The organism is Stappia taiwanensis (assembly GCF_014635285.1).
GTDB lineage: Bacteria > Pseudomonadota > Alphaproteobacteria > Rhizobiales > Stappiaceae > Stappia > Stappia taiwanensis.
This window is the reverse complement of the sequence record NZ_BMCR01000001.1, coordinates 100,375-121,829: the sequence shown is the minus strand read 5'-3', so window position 1 is coordinate 121,829 and position 21,455 is coordinate 100,375. Positions and strand designations below refer to the sequence as shown.

Genomic DNA, 21,455 nt, shown 5'->3' with positions numbered 1-21,455 from the left:
GGACAGAACTCAGGTTCTGATGTGTCCGACGCTCTTCTTTTGCGCTTCGTCGAGCGCATCCGCATAGCCGGCATCGGCATAGCGGATGACGCCGAGCGCCGTGTCGTTGGTCAAAGACAGGTCGATACGGGTATCGGCGTCTTCCGTCCCGTCAGCAACCACGGTCACGCCGGCGGAGGTCATGTATCCGGCATATCCACCGCCGCCGGAGTGAATGGCGACCAGATCCGCACCGGAGGAGCACAGCGCCATGGCATCGAGCAACGGCCAGTCGGCGATGGCGTCCGATCCGTCCCGCATCCCCTCGGTCATGATGTTGGGGTGCGCCATGCCGCCGGCATCGAGATGATCGCGCGAGAAGGCAATCGGGCCAGCCAGTTCACCGGAGGCGACCAGACGGTTGACCGCCTTGGCAAGCTCCGTGCGTTCGCCGTGACCGAGCCAGGCGATGCGCGCCGGCAATCCCTCGAAGGGAACGTTCTCGCGGGCAAGCCTGATCCAGTTGGTGACGATCTTGTTGTCCGGGAACATCTCCAGAAGGAGATCGTCGATCCGGGCAATGTCGCTTTCCTCGCCCGACAGCGCCATCCAGCGGAACGGGCCAATGGCACGGGCGAACAGCGGACGCAGATAGGCTTCGGTAAAGATCGGAATCGAGAACGCATTCTCCACGCCACCCTCCTTGGCCTGGGTGCGGATGAGATTGCCGTTGTCGAACACCTCCGCGCCCCGCTCCTGGAAGGTCAGCATGGCGCGGACATGATGGGTGATGCTCTCGCGCCCCGCCTCGATCAGCTCTTCCGGGTTCTGCTCGCGCAGGCGGCGGACACGATCGAGGTCATAGCCGGCGGGCACATACCCATAGACCAGATCATGGGCGCTGGTCTGGTCGGTGACAATGTCCGGGGTGATGCCGCGCGCGGCGATCTCGGGGAAGACCTCGGCGGCGTTGCCAACGAGAGCGACGGAGAGCGCCCGGCCTTCCGCGCGCGCCGCTTCGATGCGCGCCAGCGCGTCGTCCAGATCCGTCGCAATTTCATCGAGGAAGCCGATTTCGCGGCGCTTTTCGGCTCGCTCCGCATCCACGTCGACGCACAGGATCGCAGCCCCGGCCATGCGCCCGGCCAGCGGCTGGGCACCGCCCATGCCACCGAGACCGGCGGTCAGGATGAAGCGGCCCTCCAGCTTGCCCTTGAAGCGGCGCTCGGCAATGCGCATGAAGATCTCGTAGGTGCCCTGAATGACGCCCTGCGAGCCGATATACTGCCAAGCGCCGGCGGTCAGCCCGCCCCAGCAGATCAGGCCCTTGCGCTCCAGATCGTAGAAGACATCCGCCTTCGCCCACTGGCCGACCAGGTTGCAGTTGGCCATGATCACCATGGGCGCATCCTTGTGGGTGCGCAGCAGACCGACCGGCTTGCCGGACTGGATCACCAGCGTCTGGTCCTCTTCCATCTCAAGCAGCGCCTTGACGATGGCGTCATGGGCCGGCCAGGTCCGCGCGGCGCGTCCGAGCGCGGCATAGACGATCAGCTTTTCCGGCGCCTCGCCGACGGCCAGGACGTTTTCCATCAGCCTCAGCAAGCCTTCCGCACGCCAGGTCCGGGCACGGCGCTCGGGCCCGCCGGGGATCGGGAAGTCGGGGTGACGGGGATTGGGCTTAGGCATTCGACGGCTCCAGCGCGTATTTCGCGAGTTCAATACCCATGGCTTTTTCGACGGACGGATAGACGGCCGGATCGAGCACGCCCGCGCCGAGCGGGATCACCGATTTCGGAACGTGCAGGATGTGCACCCGCATGCCTTCCTCAAGCTGTCCGACGGAGAGCGGCTCGGCGTCGGTCGACAAGGTGGTGATGACATCGGGGAAGCTGGCGATGCGATTGCCGCCGGCATCGTCGATGGCCATGTATTCGTTCATGACATGGAGGGTCAGTGCCTTGTCGCCCGAGCCGACAACGACGGTGCCGACATCAAAGGCTTCGTTCGTGTAGACGACGTTCTTCTTCGTGACGACGTCCTCGATCAGGATCGCGCCGCGCGTCTGCTCAACGATGGTGTCGATCACCGCCGCCGTGCCCTTCGGCTCGGCCGCCAGGATCGCATGGCCCAGATCGAGCGCCATGGAGATGCCGCCAAGCGCGGCATTGCGCGCCACGTAAGACGCGCGCAACGGATTGCGGGCGCTGGCGATGAAGCCGCCGGACATGTCCGAGGCGGTACGCAGGATCGGCGAGACCTTGGCGGTGGCGCCGCGCACGGTCAGTTCGATGTAGCGGTTCTGCTCGCGATTGCCGCCGACGGCGGTCTGGATCATCTGTTCCTGCGAGCCGGCCATGCCGATCGAGCCCATGTCGCCGGTCGGATGCGCACGGATGTCACCAACCGCGTCGATCACCTTGCAGCCGAGGATCGCGGACGGCAGCCAGCCATTGAGGGTGGAGGACTTGCCGTTCTGGCCAACGATCAGGCCAGACACCGGCGTGCCGAGTGCTTCGTTGAGCATCCGCACGGCCTTGACGTAGTCGACGCCGCGCATTTCCCAGGGGGTGGTGCTGGCCGGCGCGCCGATAGCGGCGGCGGTGGCGACCCAATCATCGTCGTTCAACTCATCAATGGACACCAGCTCCGGCGCTCCGGCGCCGACAGCGGCATAGCCAAGCTTGCGGCCATGATCCGCCCAGCCGCCGCCACCGGCAGCATAGACCGAGCCGCCGCGTACGGCGGGTTCGACGTCCTTTTCGGTCAAGGTACGACGCATTTCCTCTCCTCTCGTTAGATCTCAGCCCTGGTCCAGGGCGATAACGGTTTCGGCCAGAACTTCCGCGCCTAGCGCGATGTCGGCGGTTTCGGCCCATTCTTCCGGGCAGTGCGAACGCCCCCCGAGACAGGGGACGAAAACCATGGCCGCCGGCGCGATCCGCGCCATGAAGGCAGCATCGTGACCGGCGCCGGAGACCATCCGGCGGTGGCGCGCACCGCAGCGGTCGGCGGCGGCATCCAGCCGGTCGATCAAAGCGCCATCCATCGGCGTCGGCTGATTGTCGGACAGGCGCCTCACCTCCACCGCAATGGCTTCGGGCAATGCGGCGCAGCGCGCATCGATCCAGTCGAGGAAACCAAGCATTTGCGCCCGGTCGGCGGCGCGGGCATCGATCAGCATCCGCACCCGGCCCGGCACGACATTGGCGGCATTGGGCTCCATCGAGAACTCACCCACCGTGGCGGTGAAATGACTGCCCTGCGCCGCGCGGTCGCGGGCTTCCGCCTCAATGGCGGAGACCAGACCGGCGGCGGCGACCAATGCGTCGCCGCGTCCAGTCATCGGCGTGGTGCCCGCATGATCCGGGCGGCCCGTCAGCACGATCTCCACGCGGGTGATACCGGCGATGGCGGTGACGATGCCCAGATCGCAGCCGCTGTCTTCCAGAACGGGCCCCTGCTCGATGTGCAGTTCCAGAAAGGCGCGGATATCATCACGCGCGGCGATGTCCTCCGGCGCGCCGCCGACGTCGCGCATCGCCGTTTCCAGCGTCCGCCCCTCATGGGTGAGGCCCATCCAGTCCGCCGGCAGCACCCCGGCCATGGCGCGCGAGCCGATGCAGGACACGCCAAAGACGGACACTTCCTCCGCAAGAAAGTCGACAATACCGAGATCGTGACGCAGCTCATGACCGCGTTCCGCCAGGGTTCGCGCTACTTCAAGGGCGACCACCACGCCGGCGACACCATCGAAACGCCCGCCATCGGGCACGGTGTCGGAATGGGAGCCGAGCAGGATCGTGCCCAGCCCGCCGGCGCTGCCGGCACGCCGGCCAATCAGATTTCCACCGGCATCGTGCGAGACGGTGAGACCAGCCTCCGCGAAGCGGCGGGCAAGCCACCCCCGCCCCTCGTCGAAACGGGGCGAGAAGGCACGACGGGTCCAGGGGCGGCCGGGATCGGTGATCGCGGCAAGCGCCTCAAGATCGGACTGAATACGGTTGGCGTCGACCCGGAGATTGCGCATCAGTGCACCGCCTTGCGCAGACCAAGGGGCAAGTCGGGCCGCACGAAATTACCGGTGCCCGGCGCCGCACAAACCGTGGTGCCGTCGAAGACCTGCCGGCCGCGCAGCCAGGTTGCGGCGGTCGTCCAAGGCAGTTCGATCCCATCATAGGGCGACCAGCCGGCGAGCGAATGACGGCTGGCGCCTGCGTCATAGACACGGGCGACCGGCTCCAGAACCGTGAGGTCGGCATCGCGCCCGACGGCAATGCCACCCTTGGCATGATCGAGGCGGAAATGGCGGGCAGGATTATCCGCCATCAACCGGGCCGCCCAGGTCAGCGAGATGCCCCGCTCCAGCGCGCCCTTGACGAAAAGCGGAACCATCACTTCCAGCCCCGGCACGCCGGAGGCGTTCTTCAGCATCTCCGGATCGGTCTTGCGGTCTTCCGACCAGCTCACGTGATCGGTGGAAACCATGGAGATGTTGCCGGTCGCCACATGGCGCCACAGGGTCTCGACTTCGGCACGCGGACGGATCGGCGGGTTGATCTTGGCCTTGCCGCCAAGCCGCGCAACGTCATTTTCCTCATCGAGCGTCAGATAGTGGATGCAGCATTCGGCAGTGGCGTGATGGCCCTCCGCGCGATAGCGGCGGGCGATCTCATAGCCGCGCCCGAGCGAGCAATGCACCACATGCGCCGGGCAGCCGGTTGCAGCCCCGGTCTCGTAAATCTGCAACATGGCGAGGATTTCGGTCATCGGCGGGCGAGACAGGCCATGGGCGCGCCAGTCGGTGATCCCGGCGGCCTCGACGGCGGCAACCGCCTCGCGCACGAAGGCATCGTCTTCATTGTGCACGCCGGCGGCCAGACCGGTCTTGGCCACTTCCGCGAAACAGGCCATCAGCAGCGCCGGCGGAATGCGGGGAAACCGGGTCGGGTGGGTGCCGAAGGTTGAAAACTTGAAGGCGGCGACGCCGGCCTCTGCCTGCTCGGCAACGCGGGCCGGGCCCTCGGCCGGATCGACCGTGCCATAAAGCGCGACATCGACGCGGGCTTCGGCCTCCGCCTCATCCGCCTTGCGCCGCACCGCTTCGGCGGAGCAGACCAGATTGCCCTCGTCATAGGGCATGTCGACGATGGTGGTGACACCGCCGGCAGCGGCGGCGGCGGTGGAGGCGGCGAAGCCTTCCGCGCCTTTCTGCGACAGAGAATGCACCTGGGCGTCGACCGCACCGGGCAGGATCAGCGCCGCGCCGAGGTTGTGCCGCTCACGCGCGGCCGGGGCGCTGCCTTCGCCCACCAGGGCGACCTTGCCGTCGCGTACAGCAACGAAACCACCCTCGACCTCACGGTCCGTCAGAACGACGCGGCCGCGCAGCACCAGATCAAAATCGGACATGATGTCCCCCCTCACGTCTTGTGTGACAAAACGCTAGCGAGGGATGCGCAAAAGGGGCATATCCCAAAACATGGACAGATGATGCGCTGTTTCGCTCACGCTGAAGAGCGCTGCGTGTCTTTAGAAAAGCTCTTGAATTTGCTCGACAAAACGCTGACTCCGCGCGTCATGCCGGGAGATCAGCGAGAGGGTCTGGAGATAGTCGGGCGGTAGCAGAAGACGCTTGACGCACGCCCCCGCCGGCAGGCGCAGCGAGGCCGGCAGAACCGAGATCGCCCCCTGATAGAGCACGGCGTTCAGGGTCACCGGCACCGAATCTATCTCCATCAGGCGGATCTTCCAGCGCCAGTCGGGGCCGCAAAAATCATCCAGGAATTGCGTCGTCTTCTGGCGCAACCCACTACGCAGGCTCTGCAGGGCGAGAGGCGCGCGGGACAGCGCCTCCATCAATTCGGGACAGGCCAGTGTGTCGGGCAAATCCTGTCCATAAAGCGCAAGCCGTCCGGCCAGCATCGGCACGCAGCGGTAGCGGTTCTCCACCGTTCCGCTGTCCAGAAGCACGGCATCGTAGCGCCCTTCATCGAGACCGGTCATCAATTCCTCCGCCGTCGCCGAAGCAATGAACAGCGGCACGGGGAAGCGCTGGAGCCAGCGGATGGAAATGCGGGCCAAAACCTCCGCGATCTCGCTCTGGCTGCCGGAAGGGATGACCGAACCGAGCGACCGGCCGCGCACCCCGCGTTCGAACCGGTTGTCCGAAGTGCGGCTGAGATACGACCAGCGGTCCTGCAGCTCGTCGATGACCTCGATCAGGGCAAGCCCCTCCGCCGTGGGCGTGACACCGTGACTGCCGCGCTCCATCAGCACGCGCCCCAGCCGCTGTTCGATCTGGGTGATCGTCCGGGTCAGTTGCGGCTGACCGAGCTGCATCTCCAACGCCGCCTTGCGGATGCTGCCGGCGCGCAGAACGCCGGCCAGGCGAAACAGAGCCTCGAGGGTGACGGGCGTTGTAAGAACCGCCGCGAGAGAATCGTCGGGCGACAGCCGGTAGACCCGGCGGCACAGGGTGCTGATACGTTCCAGGCTGCCGCGCAGCTGTTCGCCCTGGACCGAGAGCGCCAGATCGCCCCCACCCCGGCGCACCAACTGGAGGGAAAGCTCCGCCTCCAGCCGCGCCAACGCCGACGCAACGGTCGACACCGGCGCTCCGCTGATCCGCGCCGCGGCCCGAACCCCGTTTTCGCGAAGCACAAGATCGCCCAGAATGATTGTCAGGAGACGCATCGGCGAGGCTTATCCCAAATTTCCCGGCCAGGACAGACGGACAAGCCCCAGCGACACCAGATCGGCCAGCAGCGCCACCGCCCTGAAGTTGAACCCTAAAAAAGGGAATACGCGATACGGGAGGCTGAGCGCCGCGTTTTCCCGCCCCGCACTTAAAGAAGTTGTAGATCTCCTCGCCAAAGATCCTGAAACGAACTCCCTCCCCCTCGTGCAAGTCCCTCCGCCAATATGCGTCGCTTGGTCCATTTGAAACCTGTCGAAGCACCGAAGCGGAAAGAGCGATATTCCATCGGCAAAGACCGCCTCCACAGCATTCATACAGAAATTCCTTCAGGAGGCGGACCATCGTGAATTCTTCCCTTGCGACAGAAGGGCCCAAGCCCTGCATTTCGAGATACCCTCCCATGCGCAAAATTCATAACCAACTGATTATTTTAGGTTTTTGACCTCGATCAAATCGCACCACAGCGCCGCTGCCTAGTTTCAGCGCAGCGAAATTTGCGCTGGCGCGACGACCGTTTCGATTCCGGACGGCACGGGCCGGCATGCCAGTCACTCTGGAGGTCACATGGATCTTGCAAGACGGATGTTCATGGGACAGCTCGCGCGGTTTACCGCCGGAGCGAGCCTTGTGCCGCTGGCCACCGTTGCGGAGGCCGCCATCAACGAACAGCCACCGCGCCGCGGCGGCGACCCCGCCAAACGCTATGCCATGCTGATCGACCTGCGCCGCTGCATCGGCTGTCAGGCCTGCACGGTGTCGTGCCATCTGGAAAACGACGCGCCGCTCGGCAAGTTCCGCACCATCGTCTCGCAATACGAGGTCGATGATCCGGAGACGGGCGACATGTCGACCTTCTTCCTGCCGCGCCTGTGCAACCATTGCGACAATCCGCCTTGCGTGCCGGTCTGTCCGGTGCAGGCCACCTACCAGCAGGAAGATGGCATCGTCGTGGTCGATGCCGAGCGCTGCGTCGGCTGCGCCTATTGCGTTCAGGCCTGTCCCTATGACGCGCGTTTCATCAACGACAAGACCCAGACGGCGGACAAGTGCACCTTCTGCACCCACCGGCTGGAGGCGGGGCTTTTGCCGGCCTGCGTGGAAAGCTGCGTCGGCGGCGCCCGCATCATCGGCGACCTCAACGACCCGGAAAGCACGATCTCCAAGATGGTCGCCGAGCATCACGGCGAGCTGAAAGTGCTGCAACCGGAAAAGGGCACCAGCCCGCACGTCTTCTATCTGGGGATGGACGAACGGTTCATCGACCGGCCCGAGGCCTTCGCCTCGATCTGGGACATCCACGGCAAGGACAACGAGGAGCTGCACTATGAATTCAGCGGTCATTGAGATCCTTGCCCCGCGCTACCAGATCGCCTGGTACCCCTGGGCCGTGCAGTATTTCTTCATGATCGCGCTGGCCTATGCGTCGCTGTGGCTTGCCCTGCCCGGTCTTCTGGGCGCGGCCCGCTGGAAGGCAACCGCGCGCTTTGCCATGCTGGGCGCCATGACGACGGCAATCGTCGCGCCGATCGCACTGCTGGCCGACCTGCACCAGCCGCTGCGATTCTGGCACTTCTATGCCTATTTCACCCCCTGGTCCTGGATGTCGATCGGCAGTCTGATGCTGCCGCCCTTCGTCTTCGCCATCATCGCCCTGGCCTGGCTGGTCTGGCGCGAGCCGATGCTGGTCTGGCGTCAACGCGGCGATCTCTTCGGCATGATCGCCCGGCTGGTGACGCTGGGAAGCTGGCAGACCCCGCGCCTTCTCGTCGTCACCCTGGCGCTGGCGACCACCGCGCTGTCGCTCGGCATCGCCGTCTACACCGGCAGCGAGGTCGCCATCGTCAAGGGACGACCGCTGTGGAACACCGTGTGGCTGCTGCCGTTCTTCGCCACCACCGGGCTCATCGGCGCCGGCGGTCTGGTGCTGCTGCTTTCGCGCATCGCCGGCCCGCGCGATCCCGACACCGCCCGCAACATGCTCTGGGTGGTCTCCGCCGCCGCCGTGGCCACCGCCGGCGTTGCCCTGATGTGGGTGCTGGAAGGTCTTTACATGGAGAACAGCTCGGTCGCCGCCGCGCTGCGCTCGGTCCGACACAGTGCCGAATGGCGCTCCACCTCCGCCTGGGGCCTGGGCGTCGGCACCGCCCTCACCCTCGGTTGCCTTCTCCTGTTGTGGCGCAAGCCGCAGCGCGGCTGGAGCTGGATTGTCGGTCTTGTCGCCCTGCACCTTGCGTGGATGGCCCGCTGGGTCGTGCTGATGGACGTGCAGACCGTGCAGAAGCAGACCGCCGGCTATCTGGAATACACCGTCGGCTGGGGCTCCAGCGGCTGGCTCGGCGTGGTCGGCACCTTCGGCCTGTGGATCGCGCTGATCCTCGTCATCGACATGCTCGTGCCCTGGCGCGGGGCCCTCGGCGGCACCGCCGCGGACGCACCGGACACGACCCCAGACTACTCGGCGAAAGGAGCCGCGAGCCATGGATAAGACACGTCGCAATCTCTTGAAGGGCGGCGCTATCGCTGCCGGTGCGGCCACCTTTGCCGCCGGCTATTCCGAACCCCTGACCCGCATGGCCAAGGGCCTGACGGGCAGTTCGGGCGAGAAGCCCAAGCATCCGGTCTATGGCAATGCGCTCGATCCGGAATACCGGGTGGATCTGGAGACCGGCGACGTCACGCCGAACCCGGACCAGCGCGTCGCCTTCACCGTCTGCTATGGCTGCACGACCAAATGCGGCGTGCGGGTGCGGATCGACAATCGCTCCGAGACCGTGCTGCGCTCGGTCGGCAATCCGTTCAACCCGCTGTCGGCGGATGAGCACGCGGATGAGACCCTGCCGGTCAAGGACGCGTTGCTGCGCACCACCGCGTTTCAGGATCAGGGCTGGGCGGCGCGCTCGACCACCTGTGCGCGCGGCAATGCGATGATCGCCCAGATCACCAGCCCGCACCGCATCACCCAGTGCCTGAAGCGCGCCGGCAAGCGCGGCGAAGGCAAGTGGGAGACGATCAGCTTCGAACAGTTGATCGAGGAAATCGTCGAGGGCGGCGACCTGTTCGGCGAAGGCCATGTGGACGGCCTGGCGGCCATCAACGACTACGACACGCCGCTCGACCCGGAAAACCCCGAATACGGGCCGAAGACCAACCAGCTGCTGGTCATGGAAGCAACCGACTACGGCCGCTCGGCCGTGCTGCGCCGCTTCTCCGACAAGGCATTCGGCACCCGCAACTACGGTCACCACGGCTCCTACTGCGGCCTTGCCTTCCGCATGGGCGCCGGCGCGATGATGAACGACCTGGCCAAGAACGCGCATCTGAAGCCGGACTTCGAGAAGGCCACCTTCGGCCTGTTCATCGGCACGGCACCGTCCCAGGCGGGCAACCCGTTCAAGCGTCAGGGTCGGCTGTTGTCGAAGGCCCGTGTTGACGAGACGCTGGAGTATATCGTTGTCGATCCGGCGCTGAACGCCTCCGTCGCCCGTGCCGCCGGTCCGCGCGCCAACTGGGTACCGATCCGTCCGGGCAGCGACACCGCGCTCGGCATGGCGTTGATGCGCCTGTTGTTCGAAACCGAAGGCTATGCGGCGGAGTATCTGGCGATCCCGAACGCCGCTGCGGCCAAGGCGGCGGGTGAGCCCTCGCACAGCAACGCCGTGCATCTGGTGATTACCAGCGACGATCATCCGCGCGCCGGGGCTTTCTTGCGCGAATCCGATCTCGGCCTGAAGCCGGCGGATGCGGAAGACGACGCGCCGATGGTCATGGATGCCACCGGCGCGATCGTGCCGGCGAACACGGTGGAGCGCGCGGAGCTTTTCACTGATGCCAAGGTCACGCTGGCCGATGGCAACAGCGTCGATGTGCGCAGCTCGCTGCGCCTCCTGCGCGACGAAGCGCTGTCCCATCCGCTTGAGGAGATGGCGGGCGAATGCGGCGTGTCGGTGGAGCAGCTCCAGCACATGGCCGGCAAGCTGAAGGAGCATGGCCGCACGGCGGCGGTGGACTGCCACGGCGGCATGATGTCGGGCGCGGGCTTTTATTCCGCCTACGCCCTGCAATTGCTCAACGTGCTGGTCGGCAACGTCAACCACACCGGCGGCAGCGCCCATGGCGGCGGCAAGTTCAATGGCGCCGGCAAGGGGCCGCGCTACAACCTGGCCGGCTTCAAGGGCGCCCGCAAGCCCAAGGGCGTGTTCCTGTCCCGCTCGCGGTTTCCCTATGAGAAGACCAGCGAGTTCAAGCGGCTGAAGGCGGAAGGCAAGAGCCCCTACCCCGCCCGCGCGCCCTGGCGCCGGCTGGCCCCGCCGGTTCTGACCGATCACATCACGGCGGCCATTGACGGGTATCCCTATCCGATCAAGGCGATGATCGGCGTGATGTGCAATCCGATCTACGGTCAGGCCGGGCTGAAGACGCTGATCGCCGACAAGCTGCGCGACCCGAAGGTCCTGCCGCTCTATGTCGCCGTGGATGGTTTCATCAACGAGACCAACACCTATGCCGATTACATCGTGCCGGATTCGGTGATGTATGAGGTGTGGGGCTTCACCGGCGCCTGGTCCGGCAACCTGACCAAGATGACGACCGCCTGCTGGCCGATCGTCGAGCCGCGCCAGGCGAAGACCGCCGATGGCCAGCCGGTCAGCATGGAGAGCTTCTTCATCAAGCTGGCCAAGCGGCTCGGCCTCGACGGCTTCGGCGACAATGCCATCACCGATGCTGAGGGCGGAACCCATCCGCTGAACCGGGCGGAGGACTTCTACCTGCGTGCGGCGGCCAACATCGCCTTCATGGGCAAGCCGCTGCCGGACGCGAGCGAGGATGACATCCGCTTTTCCGGTCTGGAACGGCTGCTGCCGGAGATCGAGGCAACGCTTCCGGCGGAGGAACGCGGTCCCGTCGCGCATCTTTACTCCCGTGGCGGCCGCTACCAGACCTTCGACAAGGCCCGCGATGGCGAAGCGCTCGGCAACCCGTGGAAGCGGACGCTTTGCGTCTGGAACGAGAAGGTCGGCACCTGCATCGACAGCATGACCGGCAAGCGGCTGTTCGGCACCGCCCGCTTCCTGCGTCCGGCCATGGCCGATGGCTCCGCCATGCGCGACCATTTCGGCGAGGCCGATTGGCCAATGCTGGCGTTCTCCTACAAGTCGAACGTGATGAACAGCTATTCGGTCGGGCTTGAGCGGCTGCGGATGATCAAGCCGTACAACCCGATCCTGGTCAATCACGACGACGCGGAACGGCTTGGCATTGCCCATGGCGCGGAAATCCTGGTCGAAAGCCCGGGTGGCCGGTTGCGCGGTCTGGCGATCGTCACCAAGGGCGTGATGCCCGGGGCCATCGGCATCGAGCACAGCTTCGGCCATACCGAACTGGGCGCGCGGGATCATGTCATCGACGGCGAGACGGTGCCCGGCAACCCGTGGATCGCCGCTGGTGTGAACATCAACGATCTCGGCTTTGCCGACCCGACGCGCAAGACCCTCGGCACCTGGCTGGAGCCGGTCTCCGGCGCTTCCGTCCGTCAGGGCCTGCCGGTGCGGATCAGCGCCGTGTGACCTTGCCGGTCAGGGGGCCCTGCCCCTTCGGCAAATGGAAAAACAAAACGGGCCGCCGATTGGCGGCCCGTTTCTCGTTCGGTCGGACGCTTTCCTCAACCAGCACTACAGGCCGGGCAATGCCCCGCATGGGCGCGCGGCAGCGGTCGATCGCACTGGCTGCAAAATGTGCGGATGGGCGCGGCGGCCCGGTTGACGGGATGGCTGCACAAGGGGCAGCGTAACAACGCGGCGCGCGGCAACACCGCATCGCACTGAACACAGACCGAACGGGAAAACAACGAGCTCATCGGGGGCTCCTGAGGACTGGACACAAACGGGTTCGCCGATCCCGGAGCAGGCACCCCGACGCCTGTCACATCAGGGGCAGCCAACTCCGGGCGAAGAAAGTGCAGCCGCACGGGCTCCTGTCGTCCGGATCATGGGTCAGTCCTTCGCATCCGTGTCGCCCGGTTCGACCCGGACAACCGTCAGCCGCCGCCGGTGATCATCCAGCGTATCCCAGTGGAACGAGGCGCCCTCGGTCAGGCCCATGAGCGCGACGCCGATCGGGGTCATCACCGAAATCCGCTGCCGGTCGATATCCGCATCATCCGGGAACACCAGTGTGACAGTGCGCTCCTGGTCGGTCGTCTCGTCGTGGTAGGTCACCTTGTTGCCGATCGCCACCACCTTGGCCGGCAGGCGCTTTTGCGGCACCACCCGGGCGCGGTCGATCTCTTCAAGAAGGCGTTCGGCCAATGACGGGTTGCGCGCCATGGCCGCCTCGGCAAGTGCTTCGAGGCGCTCCAGCGTCTCCTCGCCGAGGGTGATTTTCGGGCGGCGCCCGGACGGGCGACGCGGCTTGGCTGCAGTGGTCATGCGAAGTCTCCTTGGAAGGCCAGTGGCCAGGGACAGGAACGGAACGAGTGGATCAGATCGGCGGCGGCGCAGCCGGCGTGCAATGAAGTGCATTTGCGGGTCCATGGCCGCCATCTGCGACAGCAGCCGGACTTCAATCAGAGTTTCCGGCGGAACGACCGGTCGAAGAGCGGAATCAGGGATATCAGGGGAAAGCCGAACGTCCTTCGCCGGCCCGCAGATGACATGTTCCCGGTGACCGGCCAGTCACCCGTTCAGCTCGAAAATGGAAGGAAGCCCCGGGGGTAAGACAGGCGCAAATACGCCTAGGCCGCCCGGGGGAAGGGGCGGGTCAGCAGAAGAAATCGAAAATGATCTGCGTGGACCAACATACCCAAACAGATAGGCACGGCGACACGGGGTGTCAATTGCCCATTGCAACGCGCGCCTTGGTCTGCCGATTCCGCCCTCCGCGGGCCGGGGTCGAGAACAACGCCTCCACCGGAGGATGCCGAAGACGGGCGTCTGCCCCTCCGGAAAGCGGCATAAGATCAAGGGTTGTATTTTCCCCTGACCACGTCCGCAAAAAACAGATCTTATTTCATATAATTCAATACCTTGAACAGGAACGGAGGAAAGTTTCAGGGCATCACAAAACTGAAGCAAAACTCCAATAGGGTTCCCGCCATAGGCCTTCCGGCAGGTGCCGCGCGATCAGATCCGTGCACGCGCACAACCGGCGAGCCACTCAAATGATCCAGACGAAACGACAGACCCGGCAGCGTCCAGCGCGGCCGGGATGGGCCGGCGTGTGCCTTGCACGCCGCCTGGTCGGACGGCTGACCAAACACACTGGGGAACCATCCGTGTCCGCGAAGGTTGAACTGGAAAATATCGAGAAATCCTACGGCGCGACGCAAACCCTGCGCTCCGCCTCCCTGACCATCGAGGCCGGGGAATTCATGACCCTGGTCGGCCCCTCCGGCTGCGGCAAGTCCACTTTGCTGCGCATCATGGCCGGCCTGCAGCCGCAAAGCGCCGGTGAAATCCGCATCGACGGGACAAGCGTCGACCATCTGCGTCCCCGGGAGCGGGACATCGCCATGGTGTTCCAGTCCTACGCGCTCTACCCGCATATGAGCGTGGAGCAGAACATCGGCACCCCCTTGCGGATCCGCCGGCTGCCCACCGCCGCCCGCCTGCCGGTGCTGGGCCGGCTGGTGCCCGGCCAGCGCACCGCCCGCCGCCAGATTCAGGAGGCCGTGCGCGAGGTCGCCGACCAAGTGGAGATCGGCCACCTGCTGCCGCGCAAGCCCGCCGCCCTCTCCGGCGGTCAGCGCCAGCGCGTCGCCCTTGCCCGTGCCATCATTCGCAACCCCAAGGTTTTCCTGATGGACGAGCCGCTGTCCAATCTGGACGCACGGCTCCGGGTCACCATGCGCGGCGAGATCACCAGCCTGCATCGGCGGCTCGGCGCCACCTTCATCTACGTCACCCACGACCAGACCGAGGCGATGACCATGTCGGACCGGGTGGCGGTGATGATGGATGGCGAGATCGTGCAATGCGCCAGCCCGCAGGAGCTTTACACCAACCCGCAGGACCTGCGCGTCGCCCGCTTCATCGGCTCGCCGGAAATCAATGTGGTGTCGACCGAGGAGACCGCGCGCTGGACCGGCCAGCCGCTGCCGGACAGCATCGCTCATATCGCCTTCCGTCCCGAGGCTCTCGACTTCACGCCCAAATCGGCGGGCATCGGCGTCGACGCCCGGCTTCTGCGCCATGAACTCCTGGGCCATGACGTGCTGGTGTTCCTGCAGACCGATCAGGGCACCGAGATCACCGGGCGTATTCCCGCCGCGCAGTGGAGTGGCCTTGCCGTCGCCGATGGCCGGATCGCCTTCACCCTGCGGCCGGAAGCGCTGCTGGCGTTCGCCCCGTCGGGCAAGCGTGCGCCCCTGCCCTTTTCACCCGACGGCATGATGCCGGCGGACAGGATGCTGTCCCATGCCAGCTGATATCGCCGCCTTCCCCGGCCCTGCCCCCGTCGCCGCGTCGCCGCGCCGCCGGCATGGCGCACAGATCCCCGGCTGGGTCAGCTGGTCGCTCGCCGGCCCGTCCGTCGTCCTGCTGGTTCTGTTGATGCTGCTGCCGATCGCGGCGATCATCCTGCTCAGCTTCACCGATTACCGCTTCGGCGCGCTGGAGGTGTCCTTCGTCGGTTTCGACAACTACGCGGACCTGAACACCGACCGCGCTTTCTGGCGGGCGCTCGGCAACACCTTCACCTATGTGGCGATGGTGGTGCCGGCCAGCGTCTTTCTCGGGCTCTTGCTGGCGGTGCTGATCAACGGCCTCACCCGGGGCCGCAAGATCTATCAGCTCATCTTCTTCCTGCCGGTCACGGCCACGCTCGTCGCCATGGCCACGGTCTGGAAATATCTGCTGCACGGCACCATCGGCCCGTTCAATCTGCTGCTGAAATCCTGGGGCCTGCCAGCCATCGACTTCTTCAGCGATCCGGACCTGGTGCTGGGCGGCCTGGCCCTGATCAACATCTGGAGCCTTGCTGGCTTCAACATGGTGCTGTTCATCGCCGGGCTGACCGCCATCCCGGAGGAGCTTTACGACGCCGCATCGGTCGATGGCATGGAAAGCCCCCTCGACCGCTTCTTTTCCGTCACGCTGCCGCTGCTCGGTCCGACCACCATGTTCGTGATCATCACCTCCACCATCACCGCCTTCAAGGTGTTCGACACGGTGGCGGTGATCACCCGGGGCGGCCCGCGTCGCGGAGCCTCGGACGTGCTGCTCTACACCACCTATCTGGAAGGCTTCACCTACTTCCGCATGGGTTCGGCGGCGGCGATGACCGTCGTCTTCCTTGCCATCATCATGATCTTCGCCTTTCTTCAGGCGCGGGTGCTGGACCGGAAGGTGCACTACTGATGTCAAAGACCCGACAGGCCGGCGCCGGCATGCGCTACACCCTCGGCCAGTTCGCCTCCCATGCATTCCTGCTGGCGCTGGCGTTCATCTTCATGTTCCCGTTCTACGTGATGCTGGTGACCTCGTTCCGGGCGCCGCAGGAGCTGTTCACGCCAGAGTTCAACTGGCTGCCGCAAACCTTTACCGGCGCGCATTATTACATCGAGTCGCTGACCGCCACGCCGGTGCTGACCTTCATGAAGAACGGCGTCGTGATCTCCCTCGGCATTCTGCTGGTGCAGCTGCTGACAGCGATCCCTTGCGCCTATGCGCTGGCCAAGTTCGAGTTTCGCGGCCGCGAGTTGCTGTTCGCCATCGTCATCTTCGCCTTGACGGTGCCGATCCAGGTGCCGGCACTGCCGCTCTTCCTCGGGCTCAACGCGATTGGCGCGCTCGACACCTACTTCGCCGCGATGATGCCGTTCTTCCTCTCGGTGTTCGCGATCTTCCTGTTCCGCCAGAGCTTCAAGTCCTACCCGGATGAGATCATCCACGCGGCGCGGCTCGACGGCATGTCGGAATGGGCGATCCTGTGGACCATCGTCGTGCCGGGATCGGTTCCCGCCATCGCCGCCTTCTCGGTGTTCTCGCTGACCAGCCACTGGAACGATCTCTACTGGCCGATGATCGTGATCCGCTCCAACGAGCTGATGACGCCGCCGCTGGGCCTCGCCTATTTCGCCGATTCCGAGAGCGGCGAGAACTACGGCGCACTGATGGCAACCGCCACCATCCTGACCGCGCCCCTGATGCTGGCATTCCTCTTCGCCCAGCGCCAGTTCATCCGCGGCATCACCATGACCGGCGTGAAATAGGCGCCTTGCTGACAAATCGGGAGCCGGGCCGCCATGAGGCCAAGGCCCGCTCCCCGACGAGATCGCGTTGACAGACGCGAGACGCGGAAGGTGGCTGCCACCACCCCCGCGCAACCCGCGGCCCAAGGGCCGCATCAAACGGGGATACTCCCCCTTCGACAGGGAAAACGATGAAACAGTTGCTTTGCACCGCCGCCCTTGGCGCAACTCTACTGGCAAGCACGGTCGCGGCACAAGCCGAGGTCACGTTGAATGTGCTGCACGCATGGCCGGGCCACCGCCACTTCCACGAAGACGTCGCCAACGCCTTCATGGAGAAGAACCCGGACATCAAGATCAACTTCCTCGCCCCGGCCGAGAGCTATGACCAGGCTCACCAGGCGATCATCCGCGATGCGCTGACCGGCAATCTCCCGGACATCGTCTTCTCCGGCTACCACCTGCTTCCCGAGCTGATCGAGCAGCTTCAGGCGCGCGAGCTGGATGTGCCGCTTGCTCCGTTCATCGAGGCCGCCGGCGGCGCGGAGTGGCTGGAGAAGAACTACAACCCGGCAATGATCAACCTGACCACCGTGAAGGGTGAGATCTACGGCCTGCCGTTCAACGCCTCCACGCCGATCGTTTTCTACAACGCCGACCTGGTCAAGAAGGCCGGCGGCGATCTGGAAAACATGCCTGACGACTGGGACGGCTGGATCGAGCTGGCCGGCAAGATCGACGCGCTCGGCGATGACATCACCGGCATGTCCTACGCGGTCGACGCCTGGCCGGACGACTGGCTGTGGCGTGCGCTGATCTCGCAGCAGGGCGCCCCGTTCATGAACGAGGACGGCACCGCCGTTGCCTGGGATGGCGACAGCGGCAAGAAGGCCCTGGAACTGGCCGTGCGCTTCGTCAAGGACGCCGGCATGAAGCAGATGGAGTTCTCGCAGAGCCGTCAGCAGTTCGCCGCTGGCCTCACCGGCTTCACCATCCAGTCGGTCAACTCCGCACGCTCCTTCGAGGAGCTGGCCAAGGGCAAGTTCACCGTCGGCTCGACCATCTACCCGGTTGCCGACAAGGCGAACGGCAAGGTGCCGACCGGCGGCAACGGCGGCATCATCACCACCCAGGATGCCGAACGGCAAAAGGCCGCCTTCGAGTACATCAAGTTCGCTGCGAGCCCCGAGGGCCAGAAGCTCGCCGTGCTCGGCTCCGGCTACATGCCCACCAACCAGCTGGCGATGGCGCCGGAACTGCTTGGTGACTTCTACGCCAAGAACCCCAACTGGAAGACCTCGCTGAACCAGCTTGAGCGGGCGATTCCGTGGGGCGGCTATCCGGGCACCAACGCGGTCGAGATCTGGCGCACCCAGCGCGACATCGTCAGCGCGGTGATGGCCGGCGACCTGTCCGTCGAGGACGGTCTGGCCGAAATGGTCGAAGAGACCAACGCCCTGATCGGCAAGTAATCCGACACCTTCCGGCCCGCCTCAACGTCGCTTCTGGCGGGCCGGTTCTGGCGGGCCGGTTCCCGGCCCCGCCCCGCACGCAGCCGGAGCGCCCCGCCCCCGGCGGCGCCCTTCTTCAGAGAAACGAGCAAGACTTGAAAGAGCTTTTCTTTTTCGATTGCGACGGAGTGCTGGTTGACAGCGAAGTGCTCTCCGCCGCGACCACCAGCGAGATCCTTGCCGAACAGGGCATCACCCTCAGCGTTCAGGACTCCATCCGCATCTTCACCGGCAAGACCATTGGCGATGCAGCCAGGCTGGTTGCCGAACGGTACGACGTGACGTTGCCGGAGGACTATGCCGCCCGTCACGAAGCGGCACTTCTACGCCGTTTCACGGAGGAGCTGCGCGAGATCGCCGGCATCCGCCAGGTGCTGGAGGCCTGCACGGCGCCGGTCTGCGTGACCTCCAACAGCACCCGGTCACGCCTTGCCCTGACGCTGCAGACGACGGGCCTCCTGCGCTACTTCGGACGCAACGTCTTCAGCGCCGAGGATGTGGCCGCGCCCAAGCCGGCGCCGGACCTTTTCCGGCACGCCGCCGCGGCCTTTGGCGTCGACCCCGCACGCTGCATCACCATCGACGACAGCGTCTCCGGCATCGCCGGCGCGCGGGCGGCGGGTGCCCGGGCCATCGGCTTTTGCGGCGGAAGCCACATCACCGACGGCACGCCCGCGCAACTGCTGGCCGCCGGCGCCGAAATCTGCCTTCATTCCATGGCCGAGTTGCAAGACTACCTGCACTCGGCCGCCCCCAACCGATGAGACTGACGAGATGACCCCGCTTCCTCCCTTCGACCGCACCGGCCCGCTTCTCAAGGGCAACATCCACACCCACTCCACCCGGTCCGACGGCGCCCTGCCGCCGGAGGAAGTGGTGCGCCGCTACAAGGCCGGCGGCTATGACTTCCTGTGCATGACCGATCACTTCCTGGCGCAGTTCGACTTTCCGCTGACGGATATCTCGACCTTCGCCGATAGCAGCTTCACCCCGCTTCACGGTGCGGAACTGCACGCGCCGCGCACGGAGATGAGCGATCTGTGGCACCTGGTCGCCGTCGGTCTGCCGCGTGATTTCGCGCCGACCCGGTCCGACGAGGATGGCCCCGCTCTTGCCCGCCGCGCCTATGAGGCCGGTGCCTTCGTCGGCATGGCGCATCCGGCCTGGTACGAGTTGTCCCTCGATGATGCGGAAACGCTGGTCGAACACTGTCATGCGGTCGAGATCTACAATCACGGCTGCCACCTGATGCATGACAAGGGCGACGGCGCCTACATGCTCGACGGGCTGGCCGACAAGGGCCACCGCATGCTCACCTACGCCTGCGACGACGCCCATTTCAAGTCGCCGGACTTCGGTGGCGGCTGGATCCACCTGCGCGCCGCCGACCGCTCCCCCGAAGCCATCCTCGAAGCGCTGAAGGGCGGCAGCTACTATTCCACCCAAGGGCCGCAGATCAACATGGTCGCGCTCACCGACGAGGGCATCGTGGTGGAATGCAGCCCGGCAGCCGGCATCGTCGCCATCGGTCAGGGCTACCAGTACAGCTTCCAGTTCGGCCAGTGCCTCAGCCGGGTGGTCCTGCCGCTCGACGGCCTGAAGGGCAGCCCCTGGATGCGCCTGATCGTCACCGATGCGGCGGGCAAACGCGCCTGGACGAACCCGCACTGGTTCTGACCGGCGCCGCCATCGGCAGATCGTCCCCCTGAGGACCGACGCCTTGCGCCCATGGGCGCAAGGCAACAACGTCACACACGGCATCGCGGAGGACGACGCGGAGATGGCAGCGGAGTGGAATGGGAAAAACGGCTTCGGACAAGGCACCATCGCCCGTATCGAAGCCACCATCGACACCTGTCCCAAGGCGCTGTCGCGCATTGCCAGCTACATCACCCGCGAACCCGAACGCTCCGCCCGCGCCTCAATGGCGGAGCTGGCGGAGCTGTGCGGCAGCGGTGAAGCCAGCATCGTCCGTTTCTGCCGCTTTCTCGGCTACAAGGGCTTCCGCGATTTCAAGATCGCCCTAGCCTCCGACATCGCCTACCAGCAGCGCGCCCAGCCGCGCGCGGTGCCGGAGGCGGTGGCCCGGGTCAATGCCGCCGTTCTGGCAACCTCCGCCGCTCTGTCGAATGACGAGATCACCCAGGTCGCGCGGATGCTGGTCGAAGCGCGCTGCATCAACCTGTTCGGCTCCGGTGTGTCCGGCATCGTCGCCGAGTTGTTTGCCTATCGCTTTTCCCGGCTGGGGCTTGTCGCCCGCGCCTTTCAGGACGGGGTCGCGGCCGCCGAGGTCGCCAACAAGCCGGGCGGACGTTCGGTCTTCATGGTGATTTCCGAAACCGGGCTGACCCGCCACAACGAAGGACTTCTGCGGCTGGCGCGAAAGTGCGGCGCATACACCATCGCTGTTTCCGGCCGGCGCATGCCGCAGCTCGGCGCCCTTTGCGACGCCATCCTGCTGGCCACCCCGCTTTCGCCGTTGCCTGAACGAGGCGAGACCAGCCCGGCGATTGCCAAGATCTTCATCTGCGAATTGTTGGCGCAGGAAATCAAGCGGCTGACGGCCGCCTCCCCCGACAACGCCTGACACAGCCCTCGCGGGCCTTGCCTTGCATCCTTCGGCAGGACGCCGTTACCTGTTGCGGCTCTTGGGCTTTTCTATGGGGGAGGATGCGACATGGGCGAAGCGTTTCTCGGGATCGACATCGGCACCTCCGCCTGCAAGGTCCTGGCCCTGTCGGCGGAGGAACTGATCCGGCTCGCCGGCGGTGCGACGGTGCGCGCTACCGGGAGCTCTACTCCGCCTATTCTGGTCTTTATCCGGCCCTGACGGAGAGTTTCGCTAGGGCCCAGACTCATAAATGAGCTCGAAATGGTTTGAGACGGATTGCTTCTGATCAAGGAGCGGAAGCGCAGGAAATGCGGCTCATTTTCAAGCCTTTCGCGACGCATGAGCAGGCACAATCCGGTCAAATCCTTCAGGACATGGAAATGGCTTCACCCTGCGTCGTCAGCGCGTTTGACCGGGCAACAAGCCCGCTGCGCACGCCCTTCCTCGCGAGGCTTTGCCATTTCCCAT

General features: G+C 65.4%; 17 protein-coding genes. 11 read left to right on the top strand and 6 right to left on the bottom strand.

The genetic code is table 11. The annotated features are described in order from the left end of the window. Window positions 1-9: 9 nt before the first annotated feature. The 5 genes from ertB to IEV83_RS00440 all read right to left on the bottom strand — a co-directional run bounded on the left by ertB (window position 10) and on the right by IEV83_RS00440 (window position 6,675). Entirely contained in the window at window positions 10-1,668 is a 1,659-nt protein-coding gene (gene ertB / locus IEV83_RS00460; RefSeq protein ID WP_181758304.1) for a thiourocanate hydratase, read from the bottom strand. Next, complete coding sequence (ertC, locus tag IEV83_RS00455) at window positions 1,661-2,761, bottom strand: thiohydantoin desulfurase (protein ID WP_181758303.1); 1,101 nt, start codon at window positions 2,759-2,761, stop codon at window positions 1,661-1,663. The genes ertB and ertC overlap by 8 nt, the downstream gene beginning before the upstream one ends. A 21-nt stretch (window positions 2,762-2,782) precedes the next feature. Continuing rightward, on the bottom strand, window positions 2,783-4,012 hold the full coding sequence (locus IEV83_RS00450) for a Zn-dependent hydrolase (protein ID WP_181758547.1): 1,230 nt from the start codon (window positions 4,010-4,012) through the stop codon (window positions 2,783-2,785). Then, window positions 4,009-5,391 carry a hydantoin-5-propionate amidohydrolase gene (gene ertD, locus IEV83_RS00445; RefSeq protein WP_181758302.1) on the bottom strand — a complete coding sequence of 461 codons (1,383 nt, stop codon included), beginning with the start codon at window positions 5,389-5,391 and terminating at the stop codon, window positions 4,009-4,011. The genes IEV83_RS00450 and ertD overlap by 4 nt, the downstream gene beginning before the upstream one ends. Window positions 5,392-5,511: 120 nt before the next feature. Further along, a complete protein-coding gene (locus tag IEV83_RS00440; RefSeq protein ID WP_181758301.1) occupies window positions 5,512-6,675 on the bottom strand; it encodes a LysR family transcriptional regulator in 1,164 nt (387 codons plus the stop codon). Window positions 6,676-7,243: 568 nt separating this feature from the next. Between IEV83_RS00440 and dsrO the strand changes: the two genes are divergently transcribed. From dsrO to IEV83_RS00425, 3 genes are read left to right on the top strand one after another with little or no spacing between them, the layout of a single operon-like run. Continuing rightward, on the top strand, window positions 7,244-8,023 hold the full coding sequence (gene dsrO / locus IEV83_RS00435) for a sulfate reduction electron transfer complex DsrMKJOP subunit DsrO (protein ID WP_181758300.1): 780 nt from the start codon (window positions 7,244-7,246) through the stop codon (window positions 8,021-8,023). Further along, a complete protein-coding gene (nrfD, locus tag IEV83_RS00430; RefSeq protein ID WP_181758299.1) occupies window positions 8,004-9,164 on the top strand; it encodes an NrfD/PsrC family molybdoenzyme membrane anchor subunit in 1,161 nt (386 codons plus the stop codon). The genes dsrO and nrfD overlap by 20 nt, the downstream gene beginning before the upstream one ends. Beyond that, the gene (locus IEV83_RS00425) at window positions 9,157-12,243 is read left to right on the top strand and encodes a molybdopterin dinucleotide binding domain-containing protein (protein ID WP_181758298.1); all 3,087 of its coding nucleotides are present in this window, start codon (window positions 9,157-9,159) and stop codon (window positions 12,241-12,243) included. Before nrfD ends, IEV83_RS00425 begins: the two co-directional genes overlap by 8 nt. Window positions 12,244-12,669: 426 nt before the next feature. Here the strand turns inward: IEV83_RS00425 and rnk are convergent, their stop codons facing one another. Continuing rightward, window positions 12,670-13,104, bottom strand: coding sequence for a nucleoside diphosphate kinase regulator (gene rnk / locus IEV83_RS00420; protein ID WP_181758297.1), 435 nt, complete (start codon window positions 13,102-13,104; stop codon window positions 12,670-12,672). An 845-nt stretch (window positions 13,105-13,949) separates the two neighbouring features. On the opposite strand from rnk, the gene IEV83_RS20325 reads away from it, so the two are divergent. The 8 genes from IEV83_RS20325 to IEV83_RS00380 all read left to right on the top strand — a co-directional run bounded on the left by IEV83_RS20325 (window position 13,950) and on the right by IEV83_RS00380 (window position 21,206). After that, complete coding sequence (locus IEV83_RS20325; RefSeq protein WP_280513980.1) at window positions 13,950-15,101, top strand: ABC transporter ATP-binding protein; 1,152 nt, start codon at window positions 13,950-13,952, stop codon at window positions 15,099-15,101. Further along, complete coding sequence (locus tag IEV83_RS00410; protein ID WP_181758295.1) at window positions 15,091-16,032, top strand: carbohydrate ABC transporter permease; 942 nt, start codon at window positions 15,091-15,093, stop codon at window positions 16,030-16,032. The genes IEV83_RS20325 and IEV83_RS00410 overlap by 11 nt, the downstream gene beginning before the upstream one ends. Continuing rightward, complete coding sequence (locus tag IEV83_RS00405) at window positions 16,032-16,886, top strand: carbohydrate ABC transporter permease (protein WP_371873379.1); 855 nt, start codon at window positions 16,032-16,034, stop codon at window positions 16,884-16,886. The genes IEV83_RS00410 and IEV83_RS00405 overlap by 1 nt, the downstream gene beginning before the upstream one ends. A gap of 170 nt (window positions 16,887-17,056) precedes the next feature. After that, window positions 17,057-18,337, top strand: coding sequence for an ABC transporter substrate-binding protein (locus IEV83_RS00400; RefSeq protein ID WP_181758294.1), 1,281 nt, complete (start codon window positions 17,057-17,059; stop codon window positions 18,335-18,337). Window positions 18,338-18,471: 134 nt separating this feature from the next. Further along, window positions 18,472-19,140 carry an HAD family hydrolase gene (locus IEV83_RS00395; protein ID WP_181758293.1) on the top strand — a complete coding sequence of 223 codons (669 nt, stop codon included), beginning with the start codon at window positions 18,472-18,474 and terminating at the stop codon, window positions 19,138-19,140. Between the two features lie 10 nt (window positions 19,141-19,150). Continuing rightward, entirely contained in the window at window positions 19,151-20,053 is a 903-nt protein-coding gene (locus tag IEV83_RS00390) for a PHP domain-containing protein (protein ID WP_181758292.1), read from the top strand. Window positions 20,054-20,156: 103 nt separating this feature from the next. Beyond that, the gene (locus tag IEV83_RS00385) at window positions 20,157-20,963 is read left to right on the top strand and encodes a MurR/RpiR family transcriptional regulator (RefSeq protein ID WP_181758291.1); all 807 of its coding nucleotides are present in this window, start codon (window positions 20,157-20,159) and stop codon (window positions 20,961-20,963) included. A gap of 90 nt (window positions 20,964-21,053) precedes the next feature. Next, window positions 21,054-21,206: a hypothetical protein gene (locus tag IEV83_RS00380; RefSeq protein ID WP_181758290.1), complete on the top strand. Its 153-nt coding sequence runs from the start codon at window positions 21,054-21,056 to the stop codon at window positions 21,204-21,206. Window positions 21,207-21,455: the final 249 nt, after the last annotated feature.